Below are 25,547 nucleotides of genomic sequence, written 5' to 3'. Positions count from 1 at the left end.
TCAGTTCCCCTCCTGACGGGTGCGGGTCGTGCGCTTCTCGATGTCCTTGCGCGCGGCCTGTTCCGGCGTCAGCGCGACGACGCTCTGCACGAACACCCCCGGCAGGTGCACGTGATCGGGGTCGATCTCACCGACCTCGACGACCCGCTCCGCTTCCACGACGGTGTGCCGGCCCGCCATCGCCGCCACCGGGTTGAAGTTGCGAGCGGCGGCGTGGAACACGCAGTTGCCCGCGCGGTCGGCGACCGCGGCCCGCACGAGAGCCGCGTCGGTGACGATCGACTCCTCCAGCACCATGTCCTTGCCGTGGAACGCGCGCACCTCCTTGGGCGGTGAGGCCAGCGCGACCGTGCCGTCGGGGGCGTAGCGCCAGGGGAGCCCGCCTTCGGAGACCAGGGTGCCGACGCCGGTGGGGGTGTAGAACGCGCCGACGCCGGATCCGCCCGCCCGCAGGCGTTCCGCGAGTGTCCCTTGTGGAGTGAGCTCCACGGTCAGCTCGCCGGCGAGGTACTGGCGGGCGAACTCCTTGTTCTCGCCGACGTAGGACGCGATCACCCGGCTGATGCGGCGCTGCTCCAGCAGGAGGCCGAGCCCGGCGCCGTCGACGCCGCAGTTGTTGGACACGATCGTGAGGTCGTCGGCGCCCTGCTCCAGCAACGCCTCGATCAGGAACCACGGGATGCCCGCGAGCCCGAAGCCGCCGACCGCGACGCTCGACCCGGAAGCGATGCCCGCCACGGCCTCGGCGGGGCCGCTGACCACCTTGTCCAGGCTCATCCGTCCACCCTCTCGAAGATCGCGGCGAGGCCCTGGCCGCCGCCGATGCACATCGTCTCCAGTCCGTACCGGCTCTCGCGGCGGCGCATCTCGTGCGCGAGCGTCGCGAGGATCCGCGCACCCGTGGCGCCGACCGGGTGGCCCAGCGAGATGCCGGACCCGTTGGGGTTGAGCCGGTCGTCCCCGGCGTCGACCTTCCACTCGCGCAGGCACCCGAGCACCTGCGCGGCGAACGCCTCGTTGAGCTCGATCACGTCGATGTCGTCGAGGGTGAGCCCGGCGCGGTCGAGCGCGGCCGCGGTCGCGGGCACCGGCCCGATGCCCATCACCTCGGGGCCGACGCCGGCGACGGCCCACGACCGGAGCCTGAGCAACGGACGCAGCCCGAGCCGGTCCGCGTCGTCACGGGTGGTGACCACGCACATCGCGGCGCCGTCGTTCTGCCCGCTGGCGTTGCCCGCGGTGACCGTGGACTCCGGGTCGATCTTCAGCCGCACGGGCCGCAGCGCCGCGAGGTCCTCGAGGGTCGTCTCGGGCCTGGGGTGCTCGTCGCGGTCGACGACGACGCCGGGCTTGCCGCGGCGGCCGGGCACCGTCAGCGGCACGAGCTCGTCGGCGAACCGGCCGGTCTCCTGCGCCGCGGCCCACCGCTGCTGCGACCGGAACGCGAGCTCGTCCTGCTCCTCGCGGGAGATGCCGTACTCGCGGCGCACGTTCTCAGCGGTCTCCAGCATCCCGCCCGGCACCGGGTGGAACCGGCCACCGGCCGTCTCGCGCGCCCGGTCGAGCCGGTCGACCAGCCCGATCGTGCCGCTGCGGACACCCGTGCGCAGCCCCAGCGCGTAGTGCTCGACCTGCGACATCGACTCCGCGCCGCCGGCGACGACGACCCTGGCGGCGCCGGTGGCGACCTGACCCGCCGCGTACAGCACGGCCTGGAGACCGGACCCGCAGCGGCGGTCGATCTGCAGGCCCGGCACCGACGTGCCGAGGCCCGCGTCGAGCGCGGCGATCCTGCCGATCGCGGGCGACTCGCCGTTCGGGTAGCACTGCCCGAGCACGACGTCGTCGACGTCGCCCTCCCGCAACCCGGTGCGGCGGACCAGCTCGGAGAGCACGGCGGCGGCGAGGTCCGTGGCGCTGAGGGAGGCGAGCGCGCCGCCGAACCTCCCGACCGGGCTCCTGACGGGTTCGCAGATCACGACGTCGGTCATGCCTTCGACCCTAGGACGACCGAACGATATCGAGAAATACTCATTTAACTCGGAGTGAGACTCTGCGAGTATCAATCAGTGGAACTTCGTCACCTGCGTTACTTCGTCGCGGTCGCCGAGGAACGGCACTTCGGCCGCGCCGCCGAACGCCTGCACATGGCGCAGCCGCCGTTGTCGCAGCAGATCCAGCAGCTGGAGGCCGAGCTGGGCGTGACGTTGCTGCACCGCACGACCCGCAAGGTCGAGCTCACCCGCGCCGGCGCGGTCTACCTGGAACGCGCCCGCACGGTGCTGGCCGCCGTGGACGACGCCGCCGAGGAGGCGCGACGGGTCGCCGCGGGCCTGCAGGGGCGCCTGGTCGTCGGCTGCGTCGGGTCCGCCACCTACAGCCTGCTGCCCGCGCTCGCCCGAGCGTTGCGGGACGAGCTGCCGGGCGTCGACTTCGCGTTCCGAGGCGAGATGCTCGCGCCGGACCAGCTCGACGCCCTGCTCGCCCGCCACATCGACCTCGCGCTGCTGCGACCGCCGGTCGAGCACCCCGCGGTGCGGATGAGCACGGTGCGCCGCGACCGCCTCATCGTGGCGCTGCCGGAGGACCACCTGCTCACCCGCCGCAAGCGGTTGAAGATCGAGGACCTGGAGGACGTCGACCTGATCGTGCACGCCTCACGGGGCCGTTCGGTCATGCACGGCATCGTCACGGCGTTGTGCCGGGAGGCGGGGTTCACCGCCAGGATCCGGCACGAGGTCTCGGAAACCTCGACCCTGGTCACCTTCGTGGCCTCAGGCCTCGGGGTGGCCGTCGTGCCGGAGCCCGTGGCGGAACTCGGCGTGCCCGGAACGACCTACCGGCCGCTGGCGGGCAAGCACGACATCGAGCTCGTGGCGGCCGTGCGCGCGGACGACGACTCGCCGGTGCTCGGGAGGGCGCTGGCCGTTCTGGACGAGGTGTCGCGCTAGTGCTTCTTGGCGTAGTCGTCCATGCCCTGCCAGTCGACGATCACGCACGGTTCGTCGCCGACGACCCACGCGTCGTGTCCCGGCTCCGCCATCATGAAGTCGCCGGGTCCGATCTCGCCTTCCTCGCCGTCGTTCATGACGATCTTCATCCGGCCCGAGACGACGTACCCCTTGTGCGCGACCTCGCAGCTGTCGGTCTGCGCGAGCGGCTTGACGTGGTCCGCCCAGTGCCAGCCGGGCTGGAACACGGCACGCCCGACCGCGCCCGAGTCGGTGTTGACCAGGTCCAGCTGTCCCATGCCCTGTTCGAAGGGACGGGTCTCCTCAGGGGAGTCGAAGTGCTTCACGAGCAGTCCGGACATGGCTGCCTCCTCGGGGTTCGTGATCTGGCACAGACGAGGACAGCACGCAAAAGACCTAGCCCGCGCGTGGCACAAGGCCCATCCACTAGGGCCGAAAGTAGGCATCGACACGGTGCGTGACCCTCGGCATGCTGATCGGCTGTGCGCGTAGCTGTCGTCTCCGGAGGAGATCCGGGCCATGTCGTTCCGGCGATCGCGTTGTGCCTGAGGTTCGCGCAGGCGGGTGACGACCCGGTCCTGCTCACGGGCGGCCGGTGGATCGACGCGGCCAGGGACGAGGGCATCACCGCCTCCCGCGTGCCGGGGCTGTCGTTGCGCGACCTGCGCGGTGAAGCGGATCTCGGACGCGCGTTGCACGAGCAGGCCGAGACACTGGCGTCGGCGCTCGTGCCTGCGCTGACCGAGCTCGCTCCCGACCTCGTGGTGTGCGACGTTCTCGCACTGGGCGCGAGCATGGCCGCCGAACTGATCGGGGTGCCGTGGGCTCAGTTGTCGCCGCATCCGCTCTACGAACCGTCCCGAGCGTTGCCGCCCATGGGCAGCGGGCTGGCTCCCGGAACGGGCGTGCGGGGCAGGCTGCGGGACGCCGTGCTGCGGGCCATGACGGCCAGGTCGCTCCGCCAGGGCGAGCGGCAACGCGCGGTCGTGCGGCAGCGGATCGGGCTGAGCGCGCGGGAGCCGGGGCCCGCAGTGCGGCTGATCGCGACCCTGCCCGCGCTGGAGGTGCCGCGTCCGGACTGGCCGGGCAACGCGCACGTCGTCGGGCCGCTGCTGTGGGAGGCGAGCCGGCAGCAGATGAGCCCGCCGCCTGGTGACGCCCCGCTGGTGATGATCGCGCCGTCGACCGCGTGGACCGGTGCCGCCGGCATGGCCGAGATGACGCTGGACGCGGTGCGGGACTCTCGCGTGCGGGCGGTCGTGTCGACGTTCGCGCCCGCGCCGGACGACCTGCCGCCGTGGGCGCGGTCAGGCCCCGGCAGGCAGGACGAACTGCTGCGCGAGTCGTCCGTGCTGGTCTGCGGTGGCGGGCACGGCATGCTGGTCAAGGCGCTGCGGGCCGCGGTTCCCGTCGTGGTGGTGCCGGGCGGCGGCGACCAGTGGGAGATGGCCAACCGCGTGGCCAGGCAGGGGAGCGGGGTGATCGTGCGTCCATCCACAGTGGACGGACTGCGCGACGCCGTGGTGCGCGTGCTCGGCGATCCCGGTTTCCGCGCTGCGGCGGCGAAGGCGGCGGCGAGCGCGTCGGACGTGCGCGACCCCGTTCAGCTCTGCCGTGCCGCGGCGAGGTCCTTGTGAAAGACGAGGAAGTCGCACGGACAGGCGAGATGGGGCACCAGCGCCGGGTAGTCGTCGGCCAGGTCGCCCGTGCGCACGACGCGGTAGCCGATGCGGGTGTACCAACCGCGGAGGAACTCCTTGACCGGGTGGAGCCACGTGCGCGGGACCAGCAGTTCGAGCTGCATGCGGGACAGGCCGCGCTCGCGGCCCCAGTGCTCGGCGAACGACACGAGCTCCCTGCCGAGGCCGGTGCCGCGTTCCTCCGGTGCGGCGACCAGCATCCCGAACTCACCGAGGTCGTCGTCGAGCTGCTGGATGCGCACGGCACCGACGACGCGGTCACCTGACCGCTTCACCGCGACCTGCCCGGCGCGGATCAGGTCCGCCACCTCGTTCTCGGTGGTCCGCGCGGCACCGTCGTTCCAGATCCCGGCCTCCGCCTCGGCGTACACCTCGTTCACCAGTCCGGCGATCTCGGCGGCGAGCCCGGTGTCCGCCACGAACGTCACCACGGGGACGGCTGGGTGGTCTCGGCGAGCTTCTTCGCGTGCTGGAGCACCCCGAGCTCGCGCAGCATCCGGTCGCGCTGCACCGGGTCGTGCGCGACGTGCGAGGCGTGCAAAGCCTTGCGCAGACGGGAAGTGCGGAACGGCGTCCACCGGCCGGCCAGGGCCAGCTTCGCCGCTCGCAACGCCGCCCGGTCACGGGTGCGCGCGAGCGCGTCGCGGTGGTCGTCGCCCAGTCCGAGCAACGACAGCAGGCGTTCCCTGAGCTCACGGCCGATGCGTGCCCAGGCGGTGGTGCGCTGCCGGGACGCGCGGATCTCGATGCCCAGCGCGAGGTGCAGCATCACCAGGCCCAGCACCGGTCCGAGCAGTACGCGAGCGGCGCCCGCCACCGGTCCGGACAGGCTGAGGGCGGCGAAAGCGGCGAACGCCGTCAGTCCCCACGCCACCAGGCGGGCGGGACCGGGGCGGCCGTCGCGGCGCACGCCCGCGCGCATCGCCCAGCCGCACGCGATCAGCGCCGACTCCATGACGGAGAACAGGACGACCCGCTCCACGACGTCGGTGATGCCGAGGCGCTGCTCGAAGAACCGCCACGACGTGTCCACGCTGACACCGATGCTCATCAACGCGACGGCGTAGAAACCTTTGGCACCAGCGGGTTTCGACGGCTCGGGAGCAGGGGTGTCGCCGGCCTCGTCCAGCTGCGCGATCAGTTCCGGCGTCAGCACGACCTGGCCACCCGTGTCGGTCACGCCGTTGCGCGCTCGCCACTCGTTCACGACCGCTGTGGCGTACGGGCGGCCCGGCACCTGCTGGCCGTGCTTGCTCAGCCAGCGGCGGACTTCCTCGACCGTGCACCCGCGCGGGAGGTGATCCAACGCGTACAGGATCTGCGCTTTCTTGGTCTTGATCCTGATCAGGGCCGCTTGGTGGTCGGTGATGGGGGAGACCTCGTTCGTGGTCACCCGCGGCACCCTACCGGGTGACTGGACACGCTCCGGAGCGGGTTTTGGACGTTGACACTGTCACGATTGCAGTGTCACTATCGATGTGTGTGGACGCTCGACGAGTTGCTGGACCGTGTCTCCGCCGCGCTGACGGCGGAGTACTCGGGCGCGCCCAACGGCCGCGTCCGGGACGTGCCCGACCGGCGGGCCGTCCGCTGGTACGCGACGACGGGGCTGGTCGACCGGCCGTCGGCGATGCGCGGCCGCACAGCGCTGTACGAGAAGCGCCACCTGCTCCAGCTCGTGGCCGTGAAGAGACTTCAGTCGGAAGGGAGGGCGCTGGCCGAGATCCAGGAGCAGCTCGCGGGGGCGACCGACCAGACGCTGGCCGCGATCGCCCGCGTTCCGGACGGGCTGCTGGAGTCCGGAGATCCGCCACCTCAGGAGGCCGTTCGTCCCCGGTTCTGGGCCGAACCCGCCGCCGCACCGGCAGCGGCGCCGCCACCCGCGAAAGCCGTACCGCTCAACGGAGTGGCGCTCGGCGGGGGTGCCGTCCTCCTGGTGCCGGGTGCCCTCACCGCCGCCGACACCGCGGACATCGCGGCCGCCGCCCGGCCACTGCTCGACCTGCTCGCCGCCCGTGGTCTGCTCACGAACGAAAGGGAATTGCCATGACCTTCACCGTCGCCCCGATGACGTCCGTCGAGCACGACCGCGTCGGCCGGACGATCGAGGACGCGGGTGTCGGCGCGCTGCGCACCGACCGCGGCAACCTGCCGCTGGAGCGCCTCGACGTGCGGGCGACGATCACCGGGCTGATCGGCCGGGTCGTGCTCACGACCGGGTTCGTGAACACCCACGACACCGCGCTCGAAGCCACCTACGTCTTCCCGTTGCCGGACCGCGCCGCCGTCACCGGCATGAAGATGACCGCAGGCGACCGTGTGGTGGAAGCCGAACTGCGGGAACGTGCCGCCGCACGCCAGGCCTACGACGACGCGATCGCGTCTGGCCGAAGAGCGTCCATAGTCGAAGAGGAACGGCCCGACGTCTTCACCATGCGGGTGGGCAACATCCCGGCCGGTGAACGGGTGACCGTCGAGCTGAGCATGGTCGGGCCGCTGGTGTTCGAGGACGGCGCGGCCACGTTCCGCTTCCCGCTCGTGGTGGCGCCCCGGTACGTGCCGGGCACGCCGCTGCCGGGACCGTCCGTCGGCGACGGGTACGCCGACGACACGGACTTGGTGCCGGACGCCTCGCGGATCACGCCGCCGGTGCTGCTGCCCGGTTTCCCGAACCCCGTGCGGCTGAGCATCGGCGTGGACGTCGACCCGGCCGGTCTCGAGCTCGGCGAGGTGCGGTCGAGCCTGCACACGGTCGTGCGGGAAGGCACCACCGTGACGGTCGAGCCGGGGGAGCGGGTCGACCGCGACTTCGTGCTTCGCCTGGCGTACGCGGGCAACAGCACCGCCGCCGTGTGCGTGCCGGACCCGGACGGTGATGAAGGCACCTACCAGCTGACCGTGCTGCCACCGGAGCCGGCGGGCGCGGTCCGCCCGCGTGACGTCGTGCTGCTGCTCGACCGTTCCGGCAGCATGTCCGGCTGGAAGATGGTCGCGGCCAGGCGCGCGGCGGCCCGCATCGTCGACACGCTGACCGCGGACGACACGTTCGCCGTGCTCACGTTCGACGACCGCGTGGAGCGCCCGGTCGAGCTCGGGACGGGCCTCGTCACGGCGACCGACCGCCACCGGTTCCGCGCCGTCGAGCACCTCGCGGGGGTCCAGGCCCGCGGCGGGACCGAGCTGTTCGAGCCGCTGCGGCAGGGGCTGAGCCTGCTGGCCGACGCCGCCGAGGGCCGCGACCCGGTCCTGGTGCTGGTCACCGACGGTCAGGTCGGCAACGAGGATCAGATCCTGCGCGACATCGCCCCGGTGATCAACCGGACGCGGGTGCACGCCGTCGGCATCGACAGGGCCGTCAACGCGGGCTTCCTGGGCAGGCTCGCGGCCAGGGGCGCGGGCCGGTGCGAGCTCGTCGAGAGCGAGGACCGCCTGGACGAGGCGATGACGCACATCCAGCGCCGGATCGGCGCGCCGGTGATCACCGACGTGGTCGTGACGCCCGCGTCCTCGTTGCCGGTGTCGGCCATCTATCCGGGTGTGCCGCTAGTGGTCTTCGGCCGCTACAGCGGTGCCGCCCCGGAGTCGATGACCGTGCGCGGCCGGACGCGCGACGGCGCGGACTGGCAGGAGGTCGTCTCCGTGCGCCAGCTGAGTGAGCCTGCGGTCCGCGCCCAGTGGGCTCGTGCCGCACTGCGTGATCTCGAGGACCGGTACGCGACCGGCGACAGGACCCTGGAAGCGGAGATCGTGCGGACCTCGTTGCGGTTCGGGGTGTTGTGCCGCTTCACGGCGTTCGTCGCCGTGGACGAGCAGGTGGTGTCCGACGGCACGGTGCACCGGGTGGTGCAGCCGGTCGAACACCCATCGGGCTGGGAGCTCCCGGCTCCCCCGATGGCCGCGCCGATGGTCGGGTTCGCTCCCGGCAGGTTCGGAGCCGCGCCTGACGGGCTCGCGCTCCCGCCCGCGCCCGCCGCGTTCGCTCCGCCACCCGCGCCGCAGGCCGCCGCGGGCCGCACTCGTGGCCGCTTGCGTTCCGCGGCCCCGAAGCCGATGGCCGGGGGTGGAGCCGTGACGGACGACTCGGCCGAACTGCGCGAGATCGCCGCGCTGGAGGTGCAGCGCCTGGAGCAGGACGCGGGCCGCCCCGCTTGGGAACGCGAGGAGCTGCTCGCGGACCTGGTCAGCAGGCTCGGCACCCTCGTCGCCGGCAGGCAGGGCGCGGCGTACGAACCGTTGCGCCGCCTGGTCGCGGAGCTGACCGCAGGCGGGAACGTCGACGAGCTGTGGGCACGGGCCGTGCAGGTGCTGCGGGAGTTCGCCGCGAAGGACCGACGCCGGTCGTTCTGGCGCTGAACGGACCTAGCTCCCGGAAGATCGCGCCGCAACGCTGAGAGGTGTGAGCGCGTTCGGGGAGTGGACGACGGCCGAGGGCCTGCCCGCGTTCGAGTACCGGGCAGGCCCCACGCCGTGGGATCCGATCATCGACCCGCCCTCGACCCGGCACCGGGTGCACGTGGGCAACCGCCGGATCACGCTCGTCGCGGGTAGTGACGGGCTCGCGAGCGTGTGGGACGAGCACGTCGACTGCCGGTGGCTCGCCGAGAACACGGGCATCTGCAGATTCGGGTCGCTGGCCACGGATGCCGCGCGCACGAAGGTGTTCGGGCCGGCGTTCTTCCGGATGGCGGTGGCCGACGGGCACGCCGAGGTCACGCGCACGGTGCTGTGCCCGACGGGCGAGGTGCCGTGGCTGCTGATCAAGGTCGACGTGGTCAACCGGGGTGAGGTGGGGCTGCGGCGGTCGTTGAGCGAGGAGTGGGTGGTGCGGCCGCGGCTGGTGGACCTGGAGTTCGGGCCGGCGCGGGACGTGGCGGTCGAGGACGCACCCGTTGTGGCGCTGGAGGAATGCGGTGGCGAGCGGGTGGAAACGACTCGTGGCGCGGTCCGGCTGTCGTCGGGGGAGCGTTCGGCGGTTGAGGCGGTGCTGGCGCCGCGGTCGGGGGAGCGTCCGGCGGACGAGGCCGTGGCCCCACCACTGGCGGCGGAGCGCATCGGCGAGCTGCTGACGGTCGCGGTCGACGTCGACCTCCCACCAGGCAGCCGGACAACCGTGTGGTTCCGGTTCGGCCTGCTCGACGGACCCGCGCCCCTGCCGGAGCAGGTCTACGCCGGAACCCTTGCGGCACTGCGGGTACGGCTCCCTCTCCACACAGGCTCGTCCGAGATCGTCTGGCACGCCGCGATGCTCACCGGCGGCGCCTGCGTCGACGGCGTGCTCGGCGGCCACACCCTCAACCAGGGGTCCGCCTACTCGTTCCGGCACGGTTTCAACGGCGCGGCGCGGGATCCGCTGCAACACGCGCTTCCGCTCGTCCACCTCGAACCCGACCTCGCGCTGTCGGTGCTGCGCAACACCTGCGCGTGGGGAAGTCCGGACGGCGACCTGCCGTACGCGCTCGACGGGCGCAAGCAGCCGTGGACCCAGCTGTTCCGCCCGTCCGACCAGAACCTGTGGGCGCTCTGGCTCGCCGCCGAGTACGCCGCCGCGACCGGTGACCTCGCCGCGTTCGAACGACCGGTGCCGTACCACCCGTGCCACGGCGCGCAGCCGGTGCCGCTCGGCGAGAACCTGCGGCGCCAGTTCAGGTTCTTCGTCGACGAAGTGGGCGTGGGGGAGCACGGGCACGTGCGGATCCTGAACGCCGACTGGAACGACCTCGCCATCACCGAGTCCGGGGTGGACCGCGAGCTGATGATCGAACGCGGCGAGTCGGTGCTGAACTCGGCGATGGCCGCCTGGGTGCTCCCGGTGTACGCGGGCCTCGCCGAACGACTCGGTGATCGGGCGACGGCGTCCGAGGCGCGGGAACGTGCTGCCGACCTGCGCGAGAGGGTCGCGAACGAGTGGAACGGGCGGTGGTTCCGGCGCGCGCACGCTCCCGGTGGCGCGCCCATCGGTGACCACGACCTGTGGCTGGAGGTGCAGCCGTGGGCGATCCTCTGCGGTGCGGCCACATCGGAACAGGCGCGTGCGTTGCTCGCCACGATCGACGAGAGGTGCCGGGCCGGGTCACCGCTCGGCGCGCGGCACCGGTGGCCGACTGGTCCGACAAGCCAGGTGTGGTTCTCCGTCAACATGACGCTGGTGTGGGCGGCCTCCCGCTACGACCAGGACCTGGCGTGGGACGAGTGGCGGCGGATGACCCTGCACGCGCACTCCACCGCCTACCCGGACACCTGGACGGGCACGTTGTCCGGCCCCGACTGCTACCTCGGGCCGGAGAGCGACCGGCCCGGCGAGACGTGGGCGTTGCCCGACGTCGGCGTGGCGATGCAGGCCTACCCCGTCGCCAACCTGCACAGCCACTCCCAGCCGTTGCTCGGCTACCTGCGGCTGCTCGGCGTGGAGCCCGAGGCCGACGGCACGATGCGGCGCGAGTTCAGCCGCGCAGATACCGCGTGACCATGTCCACGAGCTCGTTCTCGACGGCCTCGATGGACGCCGTCTGCGGGAACGCCGAGAACCGGTGGACGTTCACCTCCACGGTGAACACGATGAGGTCGGCCGCGGTGTCCACGTCCTGCACGCGGACGTCGGGGTGCCGGGCGAGCAGGTCGCGGATCTCGCCGACGCGCTGCCTGCCGTGCCGGGCGACCGTGTCGCGCAGGTCCTGGGAGAACTGCGCCTCCTCGATCATGATCCGGAGCAGCTGGGGGTCGTCGCGGTGGTTGTCGATCGCGTCGCGGACGATCGTGCGCACCACCGCCTCCAGGGTTCCCGGCGAGAGGTCCTCGGGCGGTGCCGAGGCGCCGCGGTCGATGTGCCGCACCAGCAGCTCGGCCAGGATCGCGTCCTTGTTCGGGAAGTACTGGTACAGCGAGCCGATCGACACGCGGGCCCGTTCGGCGATGCGGTTGGTGGTGCCCGCCGCGTACCCGTGCTCGCTGAAAACGTGAGCAGCCGCGGTCAGGATGCGGTCGCGGGTGAGCTCCGCGCGGACCTGGCTGGGCTTGCGACGTGCGTCGAGACGACGGTTGGCGGACGGCATCGAGGTCCCTTCGAAAGCGAGTACTCAAAACCTGAGCAAAAGCTCATAATAGTGGCATGACCTGCGAAAACCAACGACTCACCACCGTGGCGGAGATCGAGGAGGTCGTGGGACGGCCCGCGTCGATGATCATGCTGAAGGAGGTCGGCGCGCTCGACGAAGGATCCGTCGCAGTGCTCGCGCGCAGTCCTATCGCGGGATTCGGCCACCGGGACGCCGCGGGAACGAGCAGGACGACGTTCGTCGGTGGCAGTCCGGGTTTCGTGCGCGTGCACTCAGCGCGCCGGATCTCGTTCAGCGCGAACGAGCCCGCCCACGGACCGGCGTCGCTGGTGTTCCTGCTGCCAGGTGTCGGGGAAACGTTGCGGGTCAACGGTTCTGCCGGCACGCGCCGGGGACGGGTGGTGCTGGACGTCGAGCAGGTTTATGTGCACTGCGCCCAGGCCGTTTTGCGTTCCGGGCTGTGGAAACCACCGGTCGATCCCACGCCCGCCGACGTCACCGGCACCGGCCCGCTGGCCCAGCCCGGTGTCGCGGACTTCCTCGCCAGCGCGCCATTCCTGGCTCTGTCCACATGGGACTCATCACGCGGAAGCGACACCAGTCCTCGTGGGGACAAGCAGACCGTGGCGCGGATCCTCGACGGCCGCACGCTCGTGATCCCGGACCGCAAAGGCAACAAACGCACGGACACGCTGCGCAACCTGGTCGAGGACGACCGGCTCTCGTTCGCCGCACTCGTGCCCGGACGCACCGACGTCCTGCACGTCCGGGGCAGAGCGACGATCACCGTGGACCCCGCCCTGCTGGAACCGTTGTCGTTGCGCGGCACACCACCGCACGCCGCGCTGCTCGTCGACGTCGAGGCGGCGGAGCTGACCGAGAGCGACGCGGTGGCAGAAGCCCGGTTGTGGACGCCCGATGCGCACGTCGACCGCGACGAAGCACCCGACATGATGGCGCTGGGGAAGGCGCACCTGGCCGCCAACACCGCGGGCGTGGTCAACCTCGTGCCGGTCACGTGGTTGAGGAGGCTGATGAACCTCTCCTACCGGTGGGGCCTGCGCAAGGAGGGGTACGACGTCGACCGCTAGCTGCCGGCTCCCCGTTCCCGCAGCCACTCCGCGAGATCGTCGAAGCCGTGGCGCAGGGCCGCGTCCAACGGCGTCAGCGGCTCCCACGGCGGGATCCAGTTCAGCTCCGCGCCGCTGTCCAGCAGACGTTCGGCGCACTCCCGGCGGCCGCCGTGGCACGCGCCCCAGAACGCCGCGTTGACCTCCTGCCTCGACGCGGACGGGAGCAGGCGTTCGACGTGGTCGAGCAGGCCGAGCGTGGCGGCGTCGACCAGCGTGACCTTCGCTCCGCGCTCGACGAGCCGGTGCGCCGCGTGCCACTGGGCGAACGCCCGCGCGTCCGCCAGCGGGGTGCCGCCGCCGATCACCGCCCCGTCCGCGTCGATGTCCGCACCCGCGTCGAGCAGGGCGTCGAGGACGTCGACGTCATCGGCGCTGGCCGCCCAATGCAACGGCGTCTCGCGGTGTGTTCCTTCGAATCGTGCGTTGACATCGGCTCCTGCGTCGACCAGTGCCGCCACGGTCAGCGCACCGTTCGGGCAGCGGGCCGGCCAGTCCGTCAGCACGTGCAGGAGGGTGCGGGAGCAGCCGCTGCCGTCGGCGATCCGCGCGGTCGCCAGGCCTTCGTTGTCCGCCAGCAACTTACGCAGCGCGGTGAGATCACCGCCGCGGATCGCGGTCGTCACGGCCACCGCGAGCGGCTCGTCGTTCCGGATGGTCGGCACCGCTCCAGTCTTCCCGGAACCGGGGAGTTCTGGTTGCGCCTCCGGTTGTCTAAGGTGTCCGCCATGGTGCGACCACGGCGGGTGACGACGCCCGTCGTCGGGCTCTCGGTGCTGCTCGTGTTGTCGATCGTCGCCTGGGTCGGTGGTGACGCGGTCATCGACCGGCTCAACGCGGCGCGCTGCACGAACCCGGCGACGGTCCTGATCACCGCCGCGCCCGAGGTCGCCCCGGCGCTGACCGAGGCCGCGGACGGCCTGGACGTCACCGGTGACTGCTACCGGGTCGAGATCAAGGCCGAGTCCGCGCGGGAGACCACGACCCGCCTGGTCAACGGCCAGGAATCGCCGTCGGTGTGGGTGCCCGAGTCGACGATGTGGCTGCGGCAGGCGCGTGATTCCGGTGCCTGGCGCGTGCCGGAGTCCGGCATCTCGGTCGCGCAGTCACCGGTCGTGCTCGCCGTGAAGGATCCCGCGAAGGGCAAGAACTGGCGCGAGCTGATCGGTCCCGGCGCCAAGGCGGTCGCCGGCATCGCGGATCCCGCCAAGGACCCGGCCAGCCTGTCGGCGCTGCTCGCGATGCGCGGGTTCGCGTCGGGCGAGAAGGATCCGGCGGCGGCGACGGTCGCCTCGATCCGCCCGGTGTCCGCCGACTACGCCGAACAGGCCGACGACCTGTTCAACCGGCCGCTGGACGTCTTCCCGACCTCCCAGCAGGCCCTGAACCGCCACAACTCCACGCCCGGCGCGACCCGGCTCTCGGCGGTCGTACCCGAGAACCCCGTGCCACCGCTGGACTTCCCGTACGTCGTGCTGCCGGACGCGGGGGAGCAGCAGCGCGCGGGTGCGGAGAAGTTCCTGGCACGACTGCGCTCCGGGACGAACCTGGACAAGTTCGGCCTGCGCGTCCCCGACGACAAGGCGGTCGGCCTCGACCAGGCGTTCGTCGACGAGACCCTGCGCGTCTGGGCAGGACTCACGCTCACCGCACGGGTGCTGGGCGTGCTGGACGTGTCCGGCTCGATGAACCAGATCGTGCCCAGGACCGGCACCACCCGCATGGCGCTCGCCGTCGCCGCGGCCGAACGCGGCCTGGGCCTGTTCAAGCCCGGCACGCAGATCGGGCTGTGGAAGTTCTCCACCAAGCTCGACGGCGACAAGGACTACAAGGAGATCATCCCGTTCGCGTCGGTCAAGGAGCACCTCGCCAACGGCAAGGCCGTCGCGGCGGTGCGGGCGACCCGTGCGACGGCCAACGGCTCGACCGGCCTCTACGACACCACGCTCGCCGCCTACCAGGAGGCGCGCAAGAACTGGGAGCTCGGCCGCATCAACATCGTCGCGATCATGACCGACGGCCGCAACGAGGACCCCGACTCCATCAGCCAGCAGAAGCTCCTGGAGGAGCTCGGCAAGCTCCAGGACAAGCGCAGGCCGTTGCCCGTCATCGCGATCGGCATGGGACCGGACGTCGACGTCGACGAGCTGACGAAGATCGCCGAGGCGACCGGCGGCCGCGCGTTCACGACCGTCGACCCCGCCGGCATCAGCGACATCTTCGCGCAGGCGCTGAGCACCATGCTGTGCCAGCCGCCCGCGTGCAGGCCTCAGTAGACGAAATCAGGTGGGCCGGGCGCACCACTTGGGTAGCGTCCGCGCAATGCCTGAGCTGACCCGGCTGCACCCCGACCACGGTCCCGCGGTCCTCGCCTTCGAGCGGGAGAACCGCGCCTACTTCGCCGCCTCCGTCCCCGACCGCGGCGACGACTTCTTCGACCGGTTCGCCGAGCGGTTCCGCGCTCTGCTGGCCGAGCAGGAGGCCGGTGTCTGCGCCTTCCACGTGCTGCTCGCCGAGGACGGCGCGGTGCTCGGCAGGTTCAACCTGATGGACATCGAGGACCACACCGCGGAACTCGGCTACCGGGTCGCGCAGCACGTCGCCGGACGAGGCGTGGCGACCGCGACCGTCCGGGAGCTGTGCCGGCTGGCGGCGCAGGAGTACGGCGTGCGCACGCTGCGGGCGGCCACGGTCCACCGCAACACCGGGTCGGCGAGGGTGCTGACCAAAGCCGGGTTCGTCGCGGTCGGCCCGGCCGACCCGGCTCACCTCGGTGGCGAGCCGGGCACCTGGTACGAGCGAGTGCTCTAGTAAGGGTCGTACGGGCTGTCGTGGCCGAACCACCGCGCGACGGCGTGCAGCCGCAGACGCAGCAGCACCTTGATCCCCACGTTGCGCAGGAACCACGGCATCTCGGCCAGCACACGCCTGCGGTCGGCCCACGACGGCTGCGCCAAACGGAAGCGCGCCATGGAGCCCGCCCGGTCGAGGTACACGTACCGCTTGCCGCACAACACCTTCACCAGAATGCCGCTGGTGACCCCGATCGACGAGAACGCGTCGTGCACCAGGATCTCGCCGCCCGGCGCGAGGTGCTCCGACCAGAGCATGTCGTCGGTGTAGGTCCAGTAGTCGTGCTTGCCGTCGATGTACAGCAGGTCGATGGGCTCGTTCCAGCGCTTGCGCAACTTGGTGCTGTACTCGGCTTCGAGCTGCACGACGTCCGTCAGGCCCGCACGGGCGACGTTCTTCTCGAACAGCGTGCGGGTGGGCGTGCCACCGAACAGCCGACCCTCGACGAACGGGTCGACGGCGACCACCGTGGCGCCGACGGACCGGGCCGCGATGCCCAGGACGGTGGTGGATCGGCCCTGGTGGCTGCCGATCTCCACGATCCGCGCGCCGGGGCCGAGCCGCAGTGCTGCTCTCCACAGCATGGTGGCCTGGTCAACTGTCAACCAGCCGGGGACTTTCTCACCGAGCTCCCAAGCTTGTTCGAACGCAACCGAAGAAGTCATCGCCACCTGCCTGAGTGCGCCCCAGAACGTCGTGGGGGCCCAAGATAGCGATAGTCGCCCTGGAGCACTACCCGGTGGTAACTTCCTCCGCCATCAGAAGCTTGAAGATCGCACACCGGAATCCGACGACGTGGGTGCTCGTCGCACTCACGGTGCTGTCGTTCGCGCAGAGGTTCGGGACGGCGACGTTCGACACGAAACTCGACCTCGCCGTCAACCCGCTCGGCTTCCTCGGCAGGGCGCTGCACCTGTGGAATCCCGCCGCGACGGCGGGCGAGTTGCAGAACCAGGCGTACGGCTACTTCTTCCCGATGGGACCGTTCTTCGCCATCGGCCAGATCCTCGGCATCCCCGCGTGGATCACCCAACGGCTGTGGTGCGCGGTTCTGCTGTGCCTCGCGTTCTACGGCGTGCTGCGGCTGGCCCGCGCTTTGAACATCGGCCACGAGCCGACGCGGTACGTCGGCGCGATCGCCTACGCGGTGGCTCCTCGGGTGCTGACCGAGATCGGACCGTTGTCGGCGGAGATGCTGCCCGCCGTCATGCTGCCGTGGGTGCTGCTGCCGCTGGTGCTCGCGGACCGGATCGGGTCGCCGCGCAAGGCCGCCGCGCTGTCCGCGCTCGCCGTGCTGGGGATGGGTGGCATCAACGGCGCGATGGTCGTCATGTCGCTCGTCCTGCCCGGCATCTGGCTGTTGACGCGCAAGTGGAACCGCGAGCACGTGAAGCTCGTGCTGTGGTGGGCCGGGTGCGTCATCGGCGTCGCGTTGTGGTGGATCGTTCCCCTGCTGCTGCTCGGCCGGTACAGCCTGCCGTTCCTCGACTACATCGAGTCCGCGGCGAACACGACCGCGCCGATGTCGTTGTTCCAGGTGCTGCGCGGGACGAACCAGTGGGTCGCGTACGTGCTCCAGGGCGAACCGTGGTGGCCCAACGGGTTCGTGCTCGTCGACAACCCCGTGCTGATGGCCGGCACAGCGCTCGTGGCGTTGATCGGTGTCGTCGGCCTGGCGCGGCTCGGGCTGCCGGAACGCCGTTTCCTGGTGCTGGGCACCCTCGCCGGGCTGACACTGCTGACCGTCGGCTACGTCGGGTCGCTCGACTCACCGCTCGCCGAGGTCGTGCGAGGGCTGCTGGACGGCCCGCTCGCGCCGTTGCGCAACGTCCACAAGTTCGAGCCGGTGCTGCGGCTGTGCCTGATCCTCGGGTTCATCCACGGACTGCACCTCTCCCGTCCCGCCGGCATGCGGGCGGCGCCGGAGAACTGGCGGCGGCTCCGGATCGGGTTCGCCCTGCTGCTGATCGCGGTCGTCGCGGCACCCGCGTGGCTGCTGACCCTGCGGCCCGGTCTCGGCTGGTCGGACGTGCCGGACCACTGGCGCCAGGCGGCGTCGTGGCTCGCGGAGAAGGACGGCCGGGCACGCACCTTGTTGTTGCCCGCCAGCGGTTTCGGCCAGTACACGTGGGGCAGGACCGTGGACGAGCCGATGCAGTCGCTGGCGGAGGCGCCGTGGGCGGTGCGCAACCAGGTGCCGCTCGGGTCCGAGGGCAACACGCGGTTCATGGACGCCGTCTACGACGCGCTCTCCGACGGTCGCGGCTCGGCGGGGCTCGCCGACTTCCTCGCTCGTGGCGGCTACCGGTTCTTGTTGTTGCGCAACGACATCGCGCGCGAGGCCACCGGGTCACCACCGCTCACCGTGCTGCGCCAAGGGCTTCAGGGTTCACCCGGCATCGAGCGGGTCGCCGAGTTCGGGCCGGACGTGCGGATGAGCGACCAGAATCTCGTCAGCGTGGTCGACGCGACGGCGACCGGCAAGTCCCTCGAGGTCTACGAGGTCAAGCGCCCGGTCGCGGCCGTGACGGCGGTCAACGCCGCGGACGTCGCGACCGTGAGCGGCGGGCCGGAGTCGTTGCTGCCGTTGCTGTCGCAGGGGTTGATCAAGGCCGACCAGCCCGCGGTGCTGGCCGGTGACTCGACGGAGAAGTCCGGCGAGCTGCTCATCACGGACGGGCTGCGGCGCAAGGAGCGCAACGTCGGCAGGGTGTCGGACAACCTCAGCCAGACGATGTCCGCGGACGAGGCTTCCCGGCAGGGGCGCGTGGCGCTCGACGTGTCGCCGTTCCAGGACGTCAAGCACCAGACCGTCGCGGAGTACCGCGGCATCCGGGCCGTCCGCGCGTCCACCTCGACCGCCTACGCCGACGCGGCGGGCTCGATCGACCCGGCCAACTCGCCGTTCGCCGCGGTGGACGGCGACGGCGGGTCGGCATGGCACTCGTCGAGCTACACCGGGCCCGTCGGGCAGTGGCTCGAGATCGCGCTCGACACCCCGCGGACGGTCGGCGAGGTGAGGCTCGACCTGGTCGACGACCTGCGCGTCGGCTGGGCCGTGAACCGCATCCGGATCACCACGGACACCGGCGAGAGCGACCACGACGTGCCGTCCGGCGGTGGCCCGCACACCTACGGCGTCCGTCCAGGCCTGACCAGCACCGTGCGCGTGACGATCCTCGGTGTCGCGGCCGACCGGCAGGACGGCAACGTCGGCATCAAGGAGCTGAGCGTGCCGGGCATGACGGCGCAGCGGGCCCTGCGCGTGCCGCGGGACCAGGACGCGCCCAAGCCCGGCTTCTCCTTCACCCGCGGCAGCCAGTCCCGGCCCGCCTGCTACCGGATCGACGACGCGGTGCGGTGCGACTCGGCGCTGTCGAGGTTCGGCGAGGAGGTCAACGGTCTCACCCGGCTGTTCCGCACCTCGGCCGACGGGAAGTTCGCGGTGAACGCCACCGTGGTCCCCGCGGCCGGCGCGAAGAACCCGGTGGCGCCGGAGGGGGTCACCGTCACCGGGACGTCGTCGCTCGCCGGTGACGTGGCGGCGAGCCCCCTGTTCGCCGTGGACGGTGATCCGGGGACGTCGTGGGTGCCGGACGTGACCGACCTCAAGCCCACGCTCACCGTGGCCTGGCAGGGCAAGCGGACCGTGTCGGAGTTCCGGATCGAGGGCGCGAAGGGCGCCAGGATCCCGGTGGAGCTTGAAGTGCGCACCGACGCGGGGACCGAGGTCGTGCGCGTCGGCGCGGACGGTCTCGTCACCATCAAACCGGCGCCCACGGAGAAGCTCGAACTGGCCGTGCGCGAGTCGGGTGGCAGGGGACCGGCCGAGATCGGTGAGCTCCGGGTGCCCGCGCTGGACGGCGTGCTGAAGCCGGTGCCGGCGACGACGCCGTTCACCGTGCCGTGTGGACGCGGACCGGTCGTGGAGATCGACGGCAAGAAGATCAACAGCTCGGTCACCGGTGTGCTCGGGGACGTGGCGGGCAACCGTCCGCTCAAGGCGACCCTGTGCGACGACGACCTCGCGACCGCGCTGGAGCTGCCGGCCGGTGACCACGTGCTGACCACCTCTCGGTCGGACTCGTTCGTGGTGCAGGACGTGTCCGTGACGCACCTCGAACTGCCGAAACCCACCGCCACGCACCGGGAAGTCACGATCTCCACGTGGGACGCCACCGAACGCGAGATCACCGTGGCGGCGGGCGCGCGGGCGTTGCTCGTGGTGCCGGAGAACGTCAACGACGGCTGGACGGCGACGCTGAACGGCCAGGTGCTGACGAAGACCCGGGTCGACGGTTGGCAGCAGGCGTGGGTCCTGCCCGAGGGCGACGGCGGTGTCGTCACGCTGGACTTCGTGCCGGACGCGCGGTACCGCACGGGCCTGCTGATCGGTGTGCTGGGCGTGCTGGCGGTGCTCGTGCTCGCCGCGCTCCCGTCACGGCGGCGCGTGGAGTTCGTGGAGCCGTCGCGCGGCCGCTGGCTGGTGATCGCGATGCTCGTGCTGCTCGCGGTGCTCGGCGGGATGCTGCCGATCGTGGCGTTGATCGCGTGCCTGCTGGCGCGGGAGTTCTGGGCGGCGGCACCGAAGGTGATCGCGCTGAGCGGCGTCGCGCTCGGCACCGGGGTGGCCGTGCTGGGCCGGGTTCTGGGTCACGGGCAGGAGTGGGCGTACATCCCGCTGGTGCAGGCCTCGCTGCTGGTCGCTGTGTCGGCGGTGGTGGCGGCGGCGTTCCGGCCGTTCGGTCCGCAGCACCGTGCGGAGTCGGAGAAGGACGTCGAACAGACGGCGCCAGTCGAGCCGGTCGCGTCCTGACGCCTTCTTAGACGCGCCGCCTTCACTCACAAGTGCCCCACCAGCCTCATTTTCGGGCACGCGGGGACCTTTCGTACCGCAGAAGGATACGCGGGGCTCCCGCGTATCGCCGGGCACGTGAGGGTGGCTACGGAGCGTTACTGGGGGGAGTGCTCCGCAACGGACGGAACGACCTGATGCAGCGTTAGTGGCGTGAACGTGCCTCGATCACGGCGCCGGTGACGACGAGACCGGCGGTGGCGAGCAGCGCGCCGGTCACGACCTGACCGACCGAACCGTCGAGCCACTGGGTGATCAGCACGATCTCGGCGCCGACCGCGAGCCACACGGCGAACGTGGACCGGCGGTCGCCGCTCGCGATCCGGGAGAACAGCAGCAGCTGCACCAACGCGAGGCACGAGCCGACGAGGGCGAACTGCCACAACGGGATCATCTCGCCGTGGTACTTCGCGCCACCGATCAGCGAGACGCCCAGCGGTCCGAACAACGCGCAGCCCGCGATCACGAACGCGTCCAGGCCCGCGCACACCGCGAGGGCCTTGGGCAGCGTGCGGCGGCGTTCGTCCGGGTTCGCCATGCGGGGGAGCACCAGCACACCCACCGCCTGCGGCAGCCAGTACGCGATCTTCGTGACCACCGCGCCCACCGCGTAGCCGCCCGCCTGGTCCGCGAGCTGGTGCCGGGCCAGCACGAGGTCGAGGTTCACCAGCAGCACCAGCGCCAGCATCGCCTGGGACGCGTGCAGCACCTCGGCACCACCCGAAGGCCGTGCCGGACGAGGCCTGCCGCACAGCGTCCACCCGGCCAGCACGACCAGGAACGAGCCGATCGCCGTGCCCGCCAGCACCGAGGCCGACGACGGCGAGAGCCACAGCCCGGTCACTCCACCACCGACCTTGCCGAGGCCTTCCAGCGACACCAGCAACGCGAGTGCGCCGAACCGCTGCGTTCCCTGCAGGAGGCCGTGCAGCAGACCGAGAACCGTGAGCGGGGCCAGCGACAGCGCCAGCCACACGACCGGCCACGGGCCGTCCAGGTGCAGCAGGCTGGTCAGCACGGGCACGAGGGCCAGCGTCAGCACGGTCATGCCCGCGCTCACGCTCAGCCCCAGCCCGAACAGCGGGCGCGGGCCGAGGCTCGTCACGCGCAGCGCGGCGACGGTCTGCAGACTCATCGCGGGCACCACGCCGATGACCACGAGCGCGAGCAACGCGCTGAGCTCGCCGAAGACCGCGGGTGCCAGCGCACGCGCGGCCGCGATCGTCAGGACGTAGCTCGCCGCGTTGGCGCCCAGCAGGGCGCCGGTGATGAGCAGGGCGTCCAGGCGAGAGGTGGTCGTTGCCGGAGCGGACACGCCGGATCCCTTCCGGTGGCAGGGTGCCGCAGGACGCACGCGGGGCCCTTTCGTGCGCCAGGAGCGTACGAAAGCTCCCCGCGTACTCACTACCCGTCGGTAGTACCGGCCGGTAGTTTCGGCGACTGTAGCCCCAGCGCGACCGGAGAGGGAGCAAGTGCGGCCGAACGGAGTGAAGCTCTACGCCACGTGCGCGGCGCTTGCCCTCGCCGCGATCGCTCCTGCCCTGATGCCGGGCTACGTCCTCGTCTACGACATGGTCTTCACGCCTCAGCAGCCGCTGAACGCGGCCGCGTTCGGGCTCGGTGACGCGTTGCCGCGGGCGGTGCCGGTGGACGCCGTGGTGGCACTGCTGACGCAGGTCGTCCCCGGCCAGCTGGTGCAGAAGCTGGTGCTGCTCGCGATCGTCTTCGCCGGCGCGCTGGGTGCCGGGCTGCTGGTGCCGACGGAGAAGACCGGCGTGCGGATCGTCGCGGCCGTGGCGTACTCGTGGAACGCCTACGTCGCCGAACGGCTCTTCATCGGCCACTGGACGCTGCTGCTGGGCTACGCGGCACTGCCGTGGGTCGCCATGGCGGGCTTGAAGATGCGCGAGGGCGAGCCCCGTGCGTGGACGCGGCTCGTGCTCGCGAGCCTGCCCGCGGTGCTCTCGGCGCCGGGCGGGATCCTCGCTCTCGGCACGGCGCTGGCGACGGCGGGACCGCGCAAGGCGTGGCAGGTCCTGGCCGTCGGCGTGGTCCTGAACGCGCCGTGGTGGGTGCCCTCGCTGCTGCACGACGGGCTGTCCGACCCCGCGGGCGTCGAGGCGTTCAGCGCGCGCGGCGAGAACTGGGGCGGGCCGGTGCTGAGCGTGCTGGGGCTGGGCGGGATCTGGAACGCCGAGGTCGTGCCCGCCAGCCGCGCCAACCCGATGCTGCCGGTGATCACCGTGCTGCTGCTGGGCGCGGCGGTGCTCGGGTTGCGGGAGCTGTCGAAACGCCTGCCCGTGTGGCCGCTCGCGGGACTGGGGGTGCTCGGGGCGTTCCTGGCGCTGATCGCCGTGCTGCCGGGCGGCGTGCAGGCACTGGAGGCGTTGATCGAGCACGTGCCGGGCGCCGGGCTGTTGCGAGACAGTCAGAAGTGGGTGGCGTGGCTCGCGCTGCCGTTCGCGCTCGGGCTCGCCGTCGCGGTGGAACGGCTGCGCGCGCGGCTACTGGTGGTCGTGTTGTTGCTGGGGCTGCTGCCGGACCTCGCGTGGGGCGGGTTCGGGCGGCTCGAACCGGTGGACTACCCGCCGGACTGGGCCGCGGTCCGGGAGAAGCTCGTCGGCCAGCCCGGTGACGTGGCCGTGTTCCCGTTGTCGGCGTTCCGCAGGTTCGACTGGAACGACGGACGCACCCAGCTCGACCCCGCACCGCGCTACCTGCCCGGCACGACCGTCGTGGACGACTCGCTGTCCGTCGGCGGCCGGATCGTGGCGGGGGAGGACCCGCGGGCGGCCCGGCTGCGTGCGGGTGACCTGAGCGGCGTCGAGTGGGTGCTGGTGGAGCACGGAACGCCCGGCCGGGTGGACCAGAACCTCCTGGGACGACTGGAGAAGGTGCACGACGGACCGGACCTGACCCTGTACCGCGTTCCAGGAGCAGCGCCCGCTGCACCGAACGGCCCACCCGCTGCACCCGTTGTGCTGGCGTGGGTCGCGGCTGGGTCACTGATCGGCGTCGGCCTGTTGTGGAGACGGTTACCCGTCGGTAGATTCTCGGCACCTAACCGTGAGGAGTAGTCGTGGGCCTGGTTTCGTTCCTGGTCGCGGTCGTCGCCGGGGCCGCACTCGCCGGAGGCGTCGGCGCGGTCGTCGTCGCCCAGAACCACCCGGACAAGGTGATGGAGCGGCAGCAGGAGCAGGCGAAGGAGCAAGGGCAGCCGCTGAAGCAGGCGAGCGAGCCCGAAGTGCTCGACTACGGCTCCCGCTGACCGGGTGGCCGTGGTCTTCTCCGGGGATCCGGCCGCCTCCTGGAGCATCCTGCTGGAGGCGACCCTGCGCGAGGCGCCGGACCCGGCGACCGTTGCCGCGCGGCTGGCGCGTGCGTCCGACGCCTTCCCGAACCTCGGCCCGGCCGCCGTCGTGCTGCGACCGTCCGATTGGGACGCCGCACGCGCGGAGCTCGCCGACTCCCGTTACCGCGCAGGCGATCCGCTCGTCCGAGTCGCTCTTGCCGGCGACTCGCTGCTGATCGCCGCGCACCACGGCGCGGTCGACGGCCTCGGCCTGGTCGCGTTGCTCGGCATCGCACTCGGCGAACCGGTGCAAAGCTCCGCCACCGGTGTGGCGCACCGCGACGTCGAGCGGCCTTACCTCCTCAACGCGCTGGACCGGGTGCGCGAGGCGGTGTGGACGCCGCCCACGCGCATCCAGCCCTCGTCACGCGGCAACGAGCCCGGCGACCACCTGGTCTCCCGCACGCTGCCCAAGACCAAGCTGGGCAGCGCCGCGCTCACGTATGCCGCCGTGGACACCACGCGCAGGTGGAACGCCGCCCGCGGGGTGCCGCACGGCCGCATCGTCGCCGCGATCGGCGCGTCGTGGCGCGGGGGCGCCGATCCACGTCCCGAGGTCGACAGCGCGTTGCTCAGGCTGCGGCTGCCCGCCGGGGCGGGCCCGGACGAGGTGCGCGTCCTGCTGGCTGGTGCGGCGCCGGAAGCAGGGTTCCCCAGCGAGCGGAACCCGTTGGCACAGCTGGGAATGCGCCTGCTGGCCTCGCGCCTCGGCTCGACGTTCCTCGTGTCGAACCTCGGCGTCGTCAAGGCGAACGTCCGGTCCCTGCACTTCTTCCCGACGGCCAGCGGGCGTTCCGGGGTGGCGTTCGGCGTGGTGACGGCAGGGGAGGTCACCACGGTGACGGTTCGGGCGCGACGCAAGGACTTCGGCCTCGACGCCGCTGCCGCGTTGCTCGACCTGTTGTGCGACGCGGTGGTCGCGGGCCACGGCGTGTCGCCGTAACTGGTTTGGCGCGAAAAGCACGTTCGGGCCATGGGCGGTTTCCAGGGATCGTTGCAACGCGACTGGTCAACTGGCTTGTGTGAGCAGTGTAGTGACGCGCTCGGCTGGGGTGTCCCAGCCGAGCGTTTTGCGTGGGCGGCGGTTGAGTTGTGCGGCGACGGCGTTGAGGTGTTCGGCGGTGTGGACGGACAGGTCGGTGCCTTTGGGGAAGTACTGGCGCAGCAGGCCGTTGGTGTTTTCGTTGCTGCCGCGTTGCCAGGGGCTGCGGGGGTCGCAGAAGTAGACGGGCATGCCGGTGGCGATGGTGAACTCGTGGTGCTGGGCCATCTCGGAGCCTTGATCCCAGGTCAGTGATTCACGCAGGCGTTCGGGCAGGGCTGTGATGGCGGTGATCAGCGCGTCGCGGACGTGTTCGGCGGTGCGGCCGTCGGGCAGGTGCAGCAGGACCACGAAGCGGGTGGCCCGTTCGACCAGGGTGCCGATGGCGGAGGCGTTGTCCTTGCCGATGATCAGGTCGCCTTCCCAGTGGCCGGGCACGGCCCGGTCCTCTGCCTCGGCGGGCCGGTCGCTGATCATCAGCATCGGCTCGTGGAAGCGGGGCTGGCGCTGGGCGGGGTCGCGCCGGGGTGTGCGGACCGTGCGGCCGGTGCGCAACGCGGACGCGACCTCGCGGCGGAGTTCGCCGCGGGC

The 25,547-nt window shown here is 71.6% G+C and carries 22 protein-coding genes; 12 read left to right on the top strand and 10 right to left on the bottom strand.

Translation table 11 applies throughout. The features are described 5' to 3' along the window. Nucleotides 1-777, bottom strand: a complete 777-nt coding sequence (locus AOM45_RS22850; RefSeq protein ID WP_030473735.1) for a CoA transferase subunit A — start codon at nt 775-777, stop codon at nt 1-3. Further along, entirely contained in the window at nt 774-1,991 is a 1,218-nt protein-coding gene (locus AOM45_RS22845; protein WP_030473734.1) for an acetyl-CoA C-acetyltransferase, read from the bottom strand. Before AOM45_RS22845 ends, AOM45_RS22850 begins: the two co-directional genes overlap by 4 nt. Before the next feature lie 78 nt (nt 1,992-2,069). Here AOM45_RS22845 and AOM45_RS22840 point away from each other — a divergent pair, with 78 nt between their 5' ends. Continuing rightward, nucleotides 2,070-2,951 carry a LysR substrate-binding domain-containing protein gene (locus AOM45_RS22840; protein ID WP_030473733.1) on the top strand — a complete coding sequence of 294 codons (882 nt, stop codon included), beginning with the start codon at nt 2,070-2,072 and terminating at the stop codon, nt 2,949-2,951. Here AOM45_RS22840 and AOM45_RS22835 read toward each other — a convergent pair. Beyond that, complete coding sequence (locus AOM45_RS22835) at nt 2,948-3,313, bottom strand: cupin domain-containing protein (protein WP_030473732.1); 366 nt, start codon at nt 3,311-3,313, stop codon at nt 2,948-2,950. The two genes, AOM45_RS22840 and AOM45_RS22835, sit on opposite strands and share 4 nt — an antisense overlap. A gap of 141 nt (nt 3,314-3,454) precedes the next feature. Here AOM45_RS22835 and AOM45_RS22830 point away from each other — a divergent pair, with 141 nt between their 5' ends. Next, on the top strand, nt 3,455-4,609 hold the full coding sequence (locus tag AOM45_RS22830; RefSeq protein ID WP_030473731.1) for a glycosyltransferase: 1,155 nt from the start codon (nt 3,455-3,457) through the stop codon (nt 4,607-4,609). Here AOM45_RS22830 and AOM45_RS22825 read toward each other — a convergent pair. Both AOM45_RS22825 and AOM45_RS22820 read right to left on the bottom strand, forming a co-directional pair. Next, entirely contained in the window at nt 4,576-5,100 is a 525-nt protein-coding gene (locus AOM45_RS22825) for a GNAT family N-acetyltransferase (protein ID WP_236703803.1), read from the bottom strand. The two genes, AOM45_RS22830 and AOM45_RS22825, sit on opposite strands and share 34 nt — an antisense overlap. Continuing rightward, nucleotides 5,097-6,065, bottom strand: a complete 969-nt coding sequence (locus AOM45_RS22820; RefSeq protein ID WP_051784776.1) for a hypothetical protein — start codon at nt 6,063-6,065, stop codon at nt 5,097-5,099. The genes AOM45_RS22825 and AOM45_RS22820 overlap by 4 nt, the downstream gene beginning before the upstream one ends. Before the next feature lie 87 nt (nt 6,066-6,152). On the opposite strand from AOM45_RS22820, the gene AOM45_RS22815 reads away from it, so the two are divergent. The 3 genes from AOM45_RS22815 to AOM45_RS22805 are packed head-to-tail and all read left to right on the top strand — an operon-like array spanning nt 6,153 to nt 11,135. Then, nucleotides 6,153-6,722 (top strand): MerR family transcriptional regulator, encoded by a 570-nt coding sequence (locus AOM45_RS22815; protein WP_030473728.1) that lies wholly within the window; start codon nt 6,153-6,155, stop codon nt 6,720-6,722. After that, nucleotides 6,719-9,025 (top strand): VIT domain-containing protein, encoded by a 2,307-nt coding sequence (locus AOM45_RS22810; RefSeq protein WP_030473727.1) that lies wholly within the window; start codon nt 6,719-6,721, stop codon nt 9,023-9,025. The genes AOM45_RS22815 and AOM45_RS22810 overlap by 4 nt, the downstream gene beginning before the upstream one ends. Before the next feature lie 43 nt (nt 9,026-9,068). Continuing rightward, a complete protein-coding gene (locus AOM45_RS22805; protein ID WP_030473726.1) occupies nt 9,069-11,135 on the top strand; it encodes a GH36-type glycosyl hydrolase domain-containing protein in 2,067 nt (688 codons plus the stop codon). Here the strand turns inward: AOM45_RS22805 and AOM45_RS22800 are convergent. Next, entirely contained in the window at nt 11,113-11,721 is a 609-nt protein-coding gene (locus AOM45_RS22800) for a TetR/AcrR family transcriptional regulator (protein WP_030473725.1), read from the bottom strand. The genes AOM45_RS22805 and AOM45_RS22800 overlap by 23 nt on opposite strands. Nucleotides 11,722-11,777: 56 nt before the next feature. Here AOM45_RS22800 and AOM45_RS22795 point away from each other — a divergent pair, with 56 nt between their 5' ends. Continuing rightward, nucleotides 11,778-12,815 carry a pyridoxamine 5'-phosphate oxidase family protein gene (locus tag AOM45_RS22795; protein WP_030473724.1) on the top strand — a complete coding sequence of 346 codons (1,038 nt, stop codon included), beginning with the start codon at nt 11,778-11,780 and terminating at the stop codon, nt 12,813-12,815. On the opposite strand, the gene AOM45_RS22790 is transcribed toward AOM45_RS22795, so the two are convergent. Continuing rightward, nucleotides 12,812-13,519 (bottom strand): ankyrin repeat domain-containing protein, encoded by a 708-nt coding sequence (locus AOM45_RS22790; protein WP_030473723.1) that lies wholly within the window; start codon nt 13,517-13,519, stop codon nt 12,812-12,814. The genes AOM45_RS22795 and AOM45_RS22790 overlap by 4 nt on opposite strands. Nucleotides 13,520-13,582: 63 nt before the next feature. Here AOM45_RS22790 and AOM45_RS22785 point away from each other — a divergent pair, with 63 nt between their 5' ends. Both AOM45_RS22785 and AOM45_RS22780 read left to right on the top strand, forming a co-directional pair. Continuing rightward, nucleotides 13,583-15,130: a substrate-binding and VWA domain-containing protein gene (locus AOM45_RS22785; protein ID WP_030473722.1), complete on the top strand. Its 1,548-nt coding sequence runs from the start codon at nt 13,583-13,585 to the stop codon at nt 15,128-15,130. Nucleotides 15,131-15,176: 46 nt separating this feature from the next. Then, nucleotides 15,177-15,665, top strand: a complete 489-nt coding sequence (locus AOM45_RS22780) for a GNAT family N-acetyltransferase (RefSeq protein ID WP_030473721.1) — start codon at nt 15,177-15,179, stop codon at nt 15,663-15,665. On the opposite strand, the gene AOM45_RS22775 is transcribed toward AOM45_RS22780, so the two are convergent. Further along, a complete protein-coding gene (locus tag AOM45_RS22775; protein ID WP_236703802.1) occupies nt 15,662-16,291 on the bottom strand; it encodes a class I SAM-dependent methyltransferase in 630 nt (209 codons plus the stop codon). The genes AOM45_RS22780 and AOM45_RS22775 overlap by 4 nt on opposite strands. 182 nt (nt 16,292-16,473) lie before the next feature. Between AOM45_RS22775 and AOM45_RS22770 the strand changes: the two genes are divergently transcribed. Further along, entirely contained in the window at nt 16,474-20,523 is a 4,050-nt protein-coding gene (locus tag AOM45_RS22770; RefSeq protein WP_063757214.1) for an alpha-(1->3)-arabinofuranosyltransferase, read from the top strand. 184 nt (nt 20,524-20,707) lie between these two features. Here AOM45_RS22770 and AOM45_RS22765 read toward each other — a convergent pair whose 3' ends face one another. Further along, entirely contained in the window at nt 20,708-21,877 is a 1,170-nt protein-coding gene (locus AOM45_RS22765; protein ID WP_030473718.1) for a polysaccharide biosynthesis protein, read from the bottom strand. Nucleotides 21,878-22,034: 157 nt separating this feature from the next. Here AOM45_RS22765 and AOM45_RS22760 point away from each other — a divergent pair, with 157 nt between their 5' ends. Genes AOM45_RS22760 through AOM45_RS22750 form a run of 3 tightly spaced genes read left to right on the top strand, consistent with a single transcriptional unit; the run spans nt 22,035 to nt 24,857 of the window. Then, complete coding sequence (locus AOM45_RS22760; protein WP_030473717.1) at nt 22,035-23,639, top strand: MmpA family trehalose lipid delivery protein; 1,605 nt, start codon at nt 22,035-22,037, stop codon at nt 23,637-23,639. Between the two features lie 2 nt (nt 23,640-23,641). Next, nucleotides 23,642-23,830: a hypothetical protein gene (locus tag AOM45_RS22755; RefSeq protein WP_030473716.1), complete on the top strand. Its 189-nt coding sequence runs from the start codon at nt 23,642-23,644 to the stop codon at nt 23,828-23,830. Between the two features lie 4 nt (nt 23,831-23,834). Further along, nucleotides 23,835-24,857 (top strand): hypothetical protein, encoded by a 1,023-nt coding sequence (locus AOM45_RS22750; RefSeq protein WP_030473715.1) that lies wholly within the window; start codon nt 23,835-23,837, stop codon nt 24,855-24,857. Between the two features lie 66 nt (nt 24,858-24,923). Here the strand turns inward: AOM45_RS22750 and AOM45_RS22745 are convergent. After that, nucleotides 24,924-25,547 (bottom strand): IS30 family transposase (locus AOM45_RS22745; protein WP_156249737.1); only part of this gene is annotated, 624 nt, incomplete at its 5' end.

It is taken from the genome of Lentzea aerocolonigenes (assembly GCF_000974445.1).
GTDB lineage: Bacteria > Actinomycetota > Actinomycetes > Mycobacteriales > Pseudonocardiaceae > Lentzea > Lentzea aerocolonigenes.
Note: the sequence above shows the minus strand (reverse complement) of the source record. Positions and strands in the feature narration are given on the sequence as shown.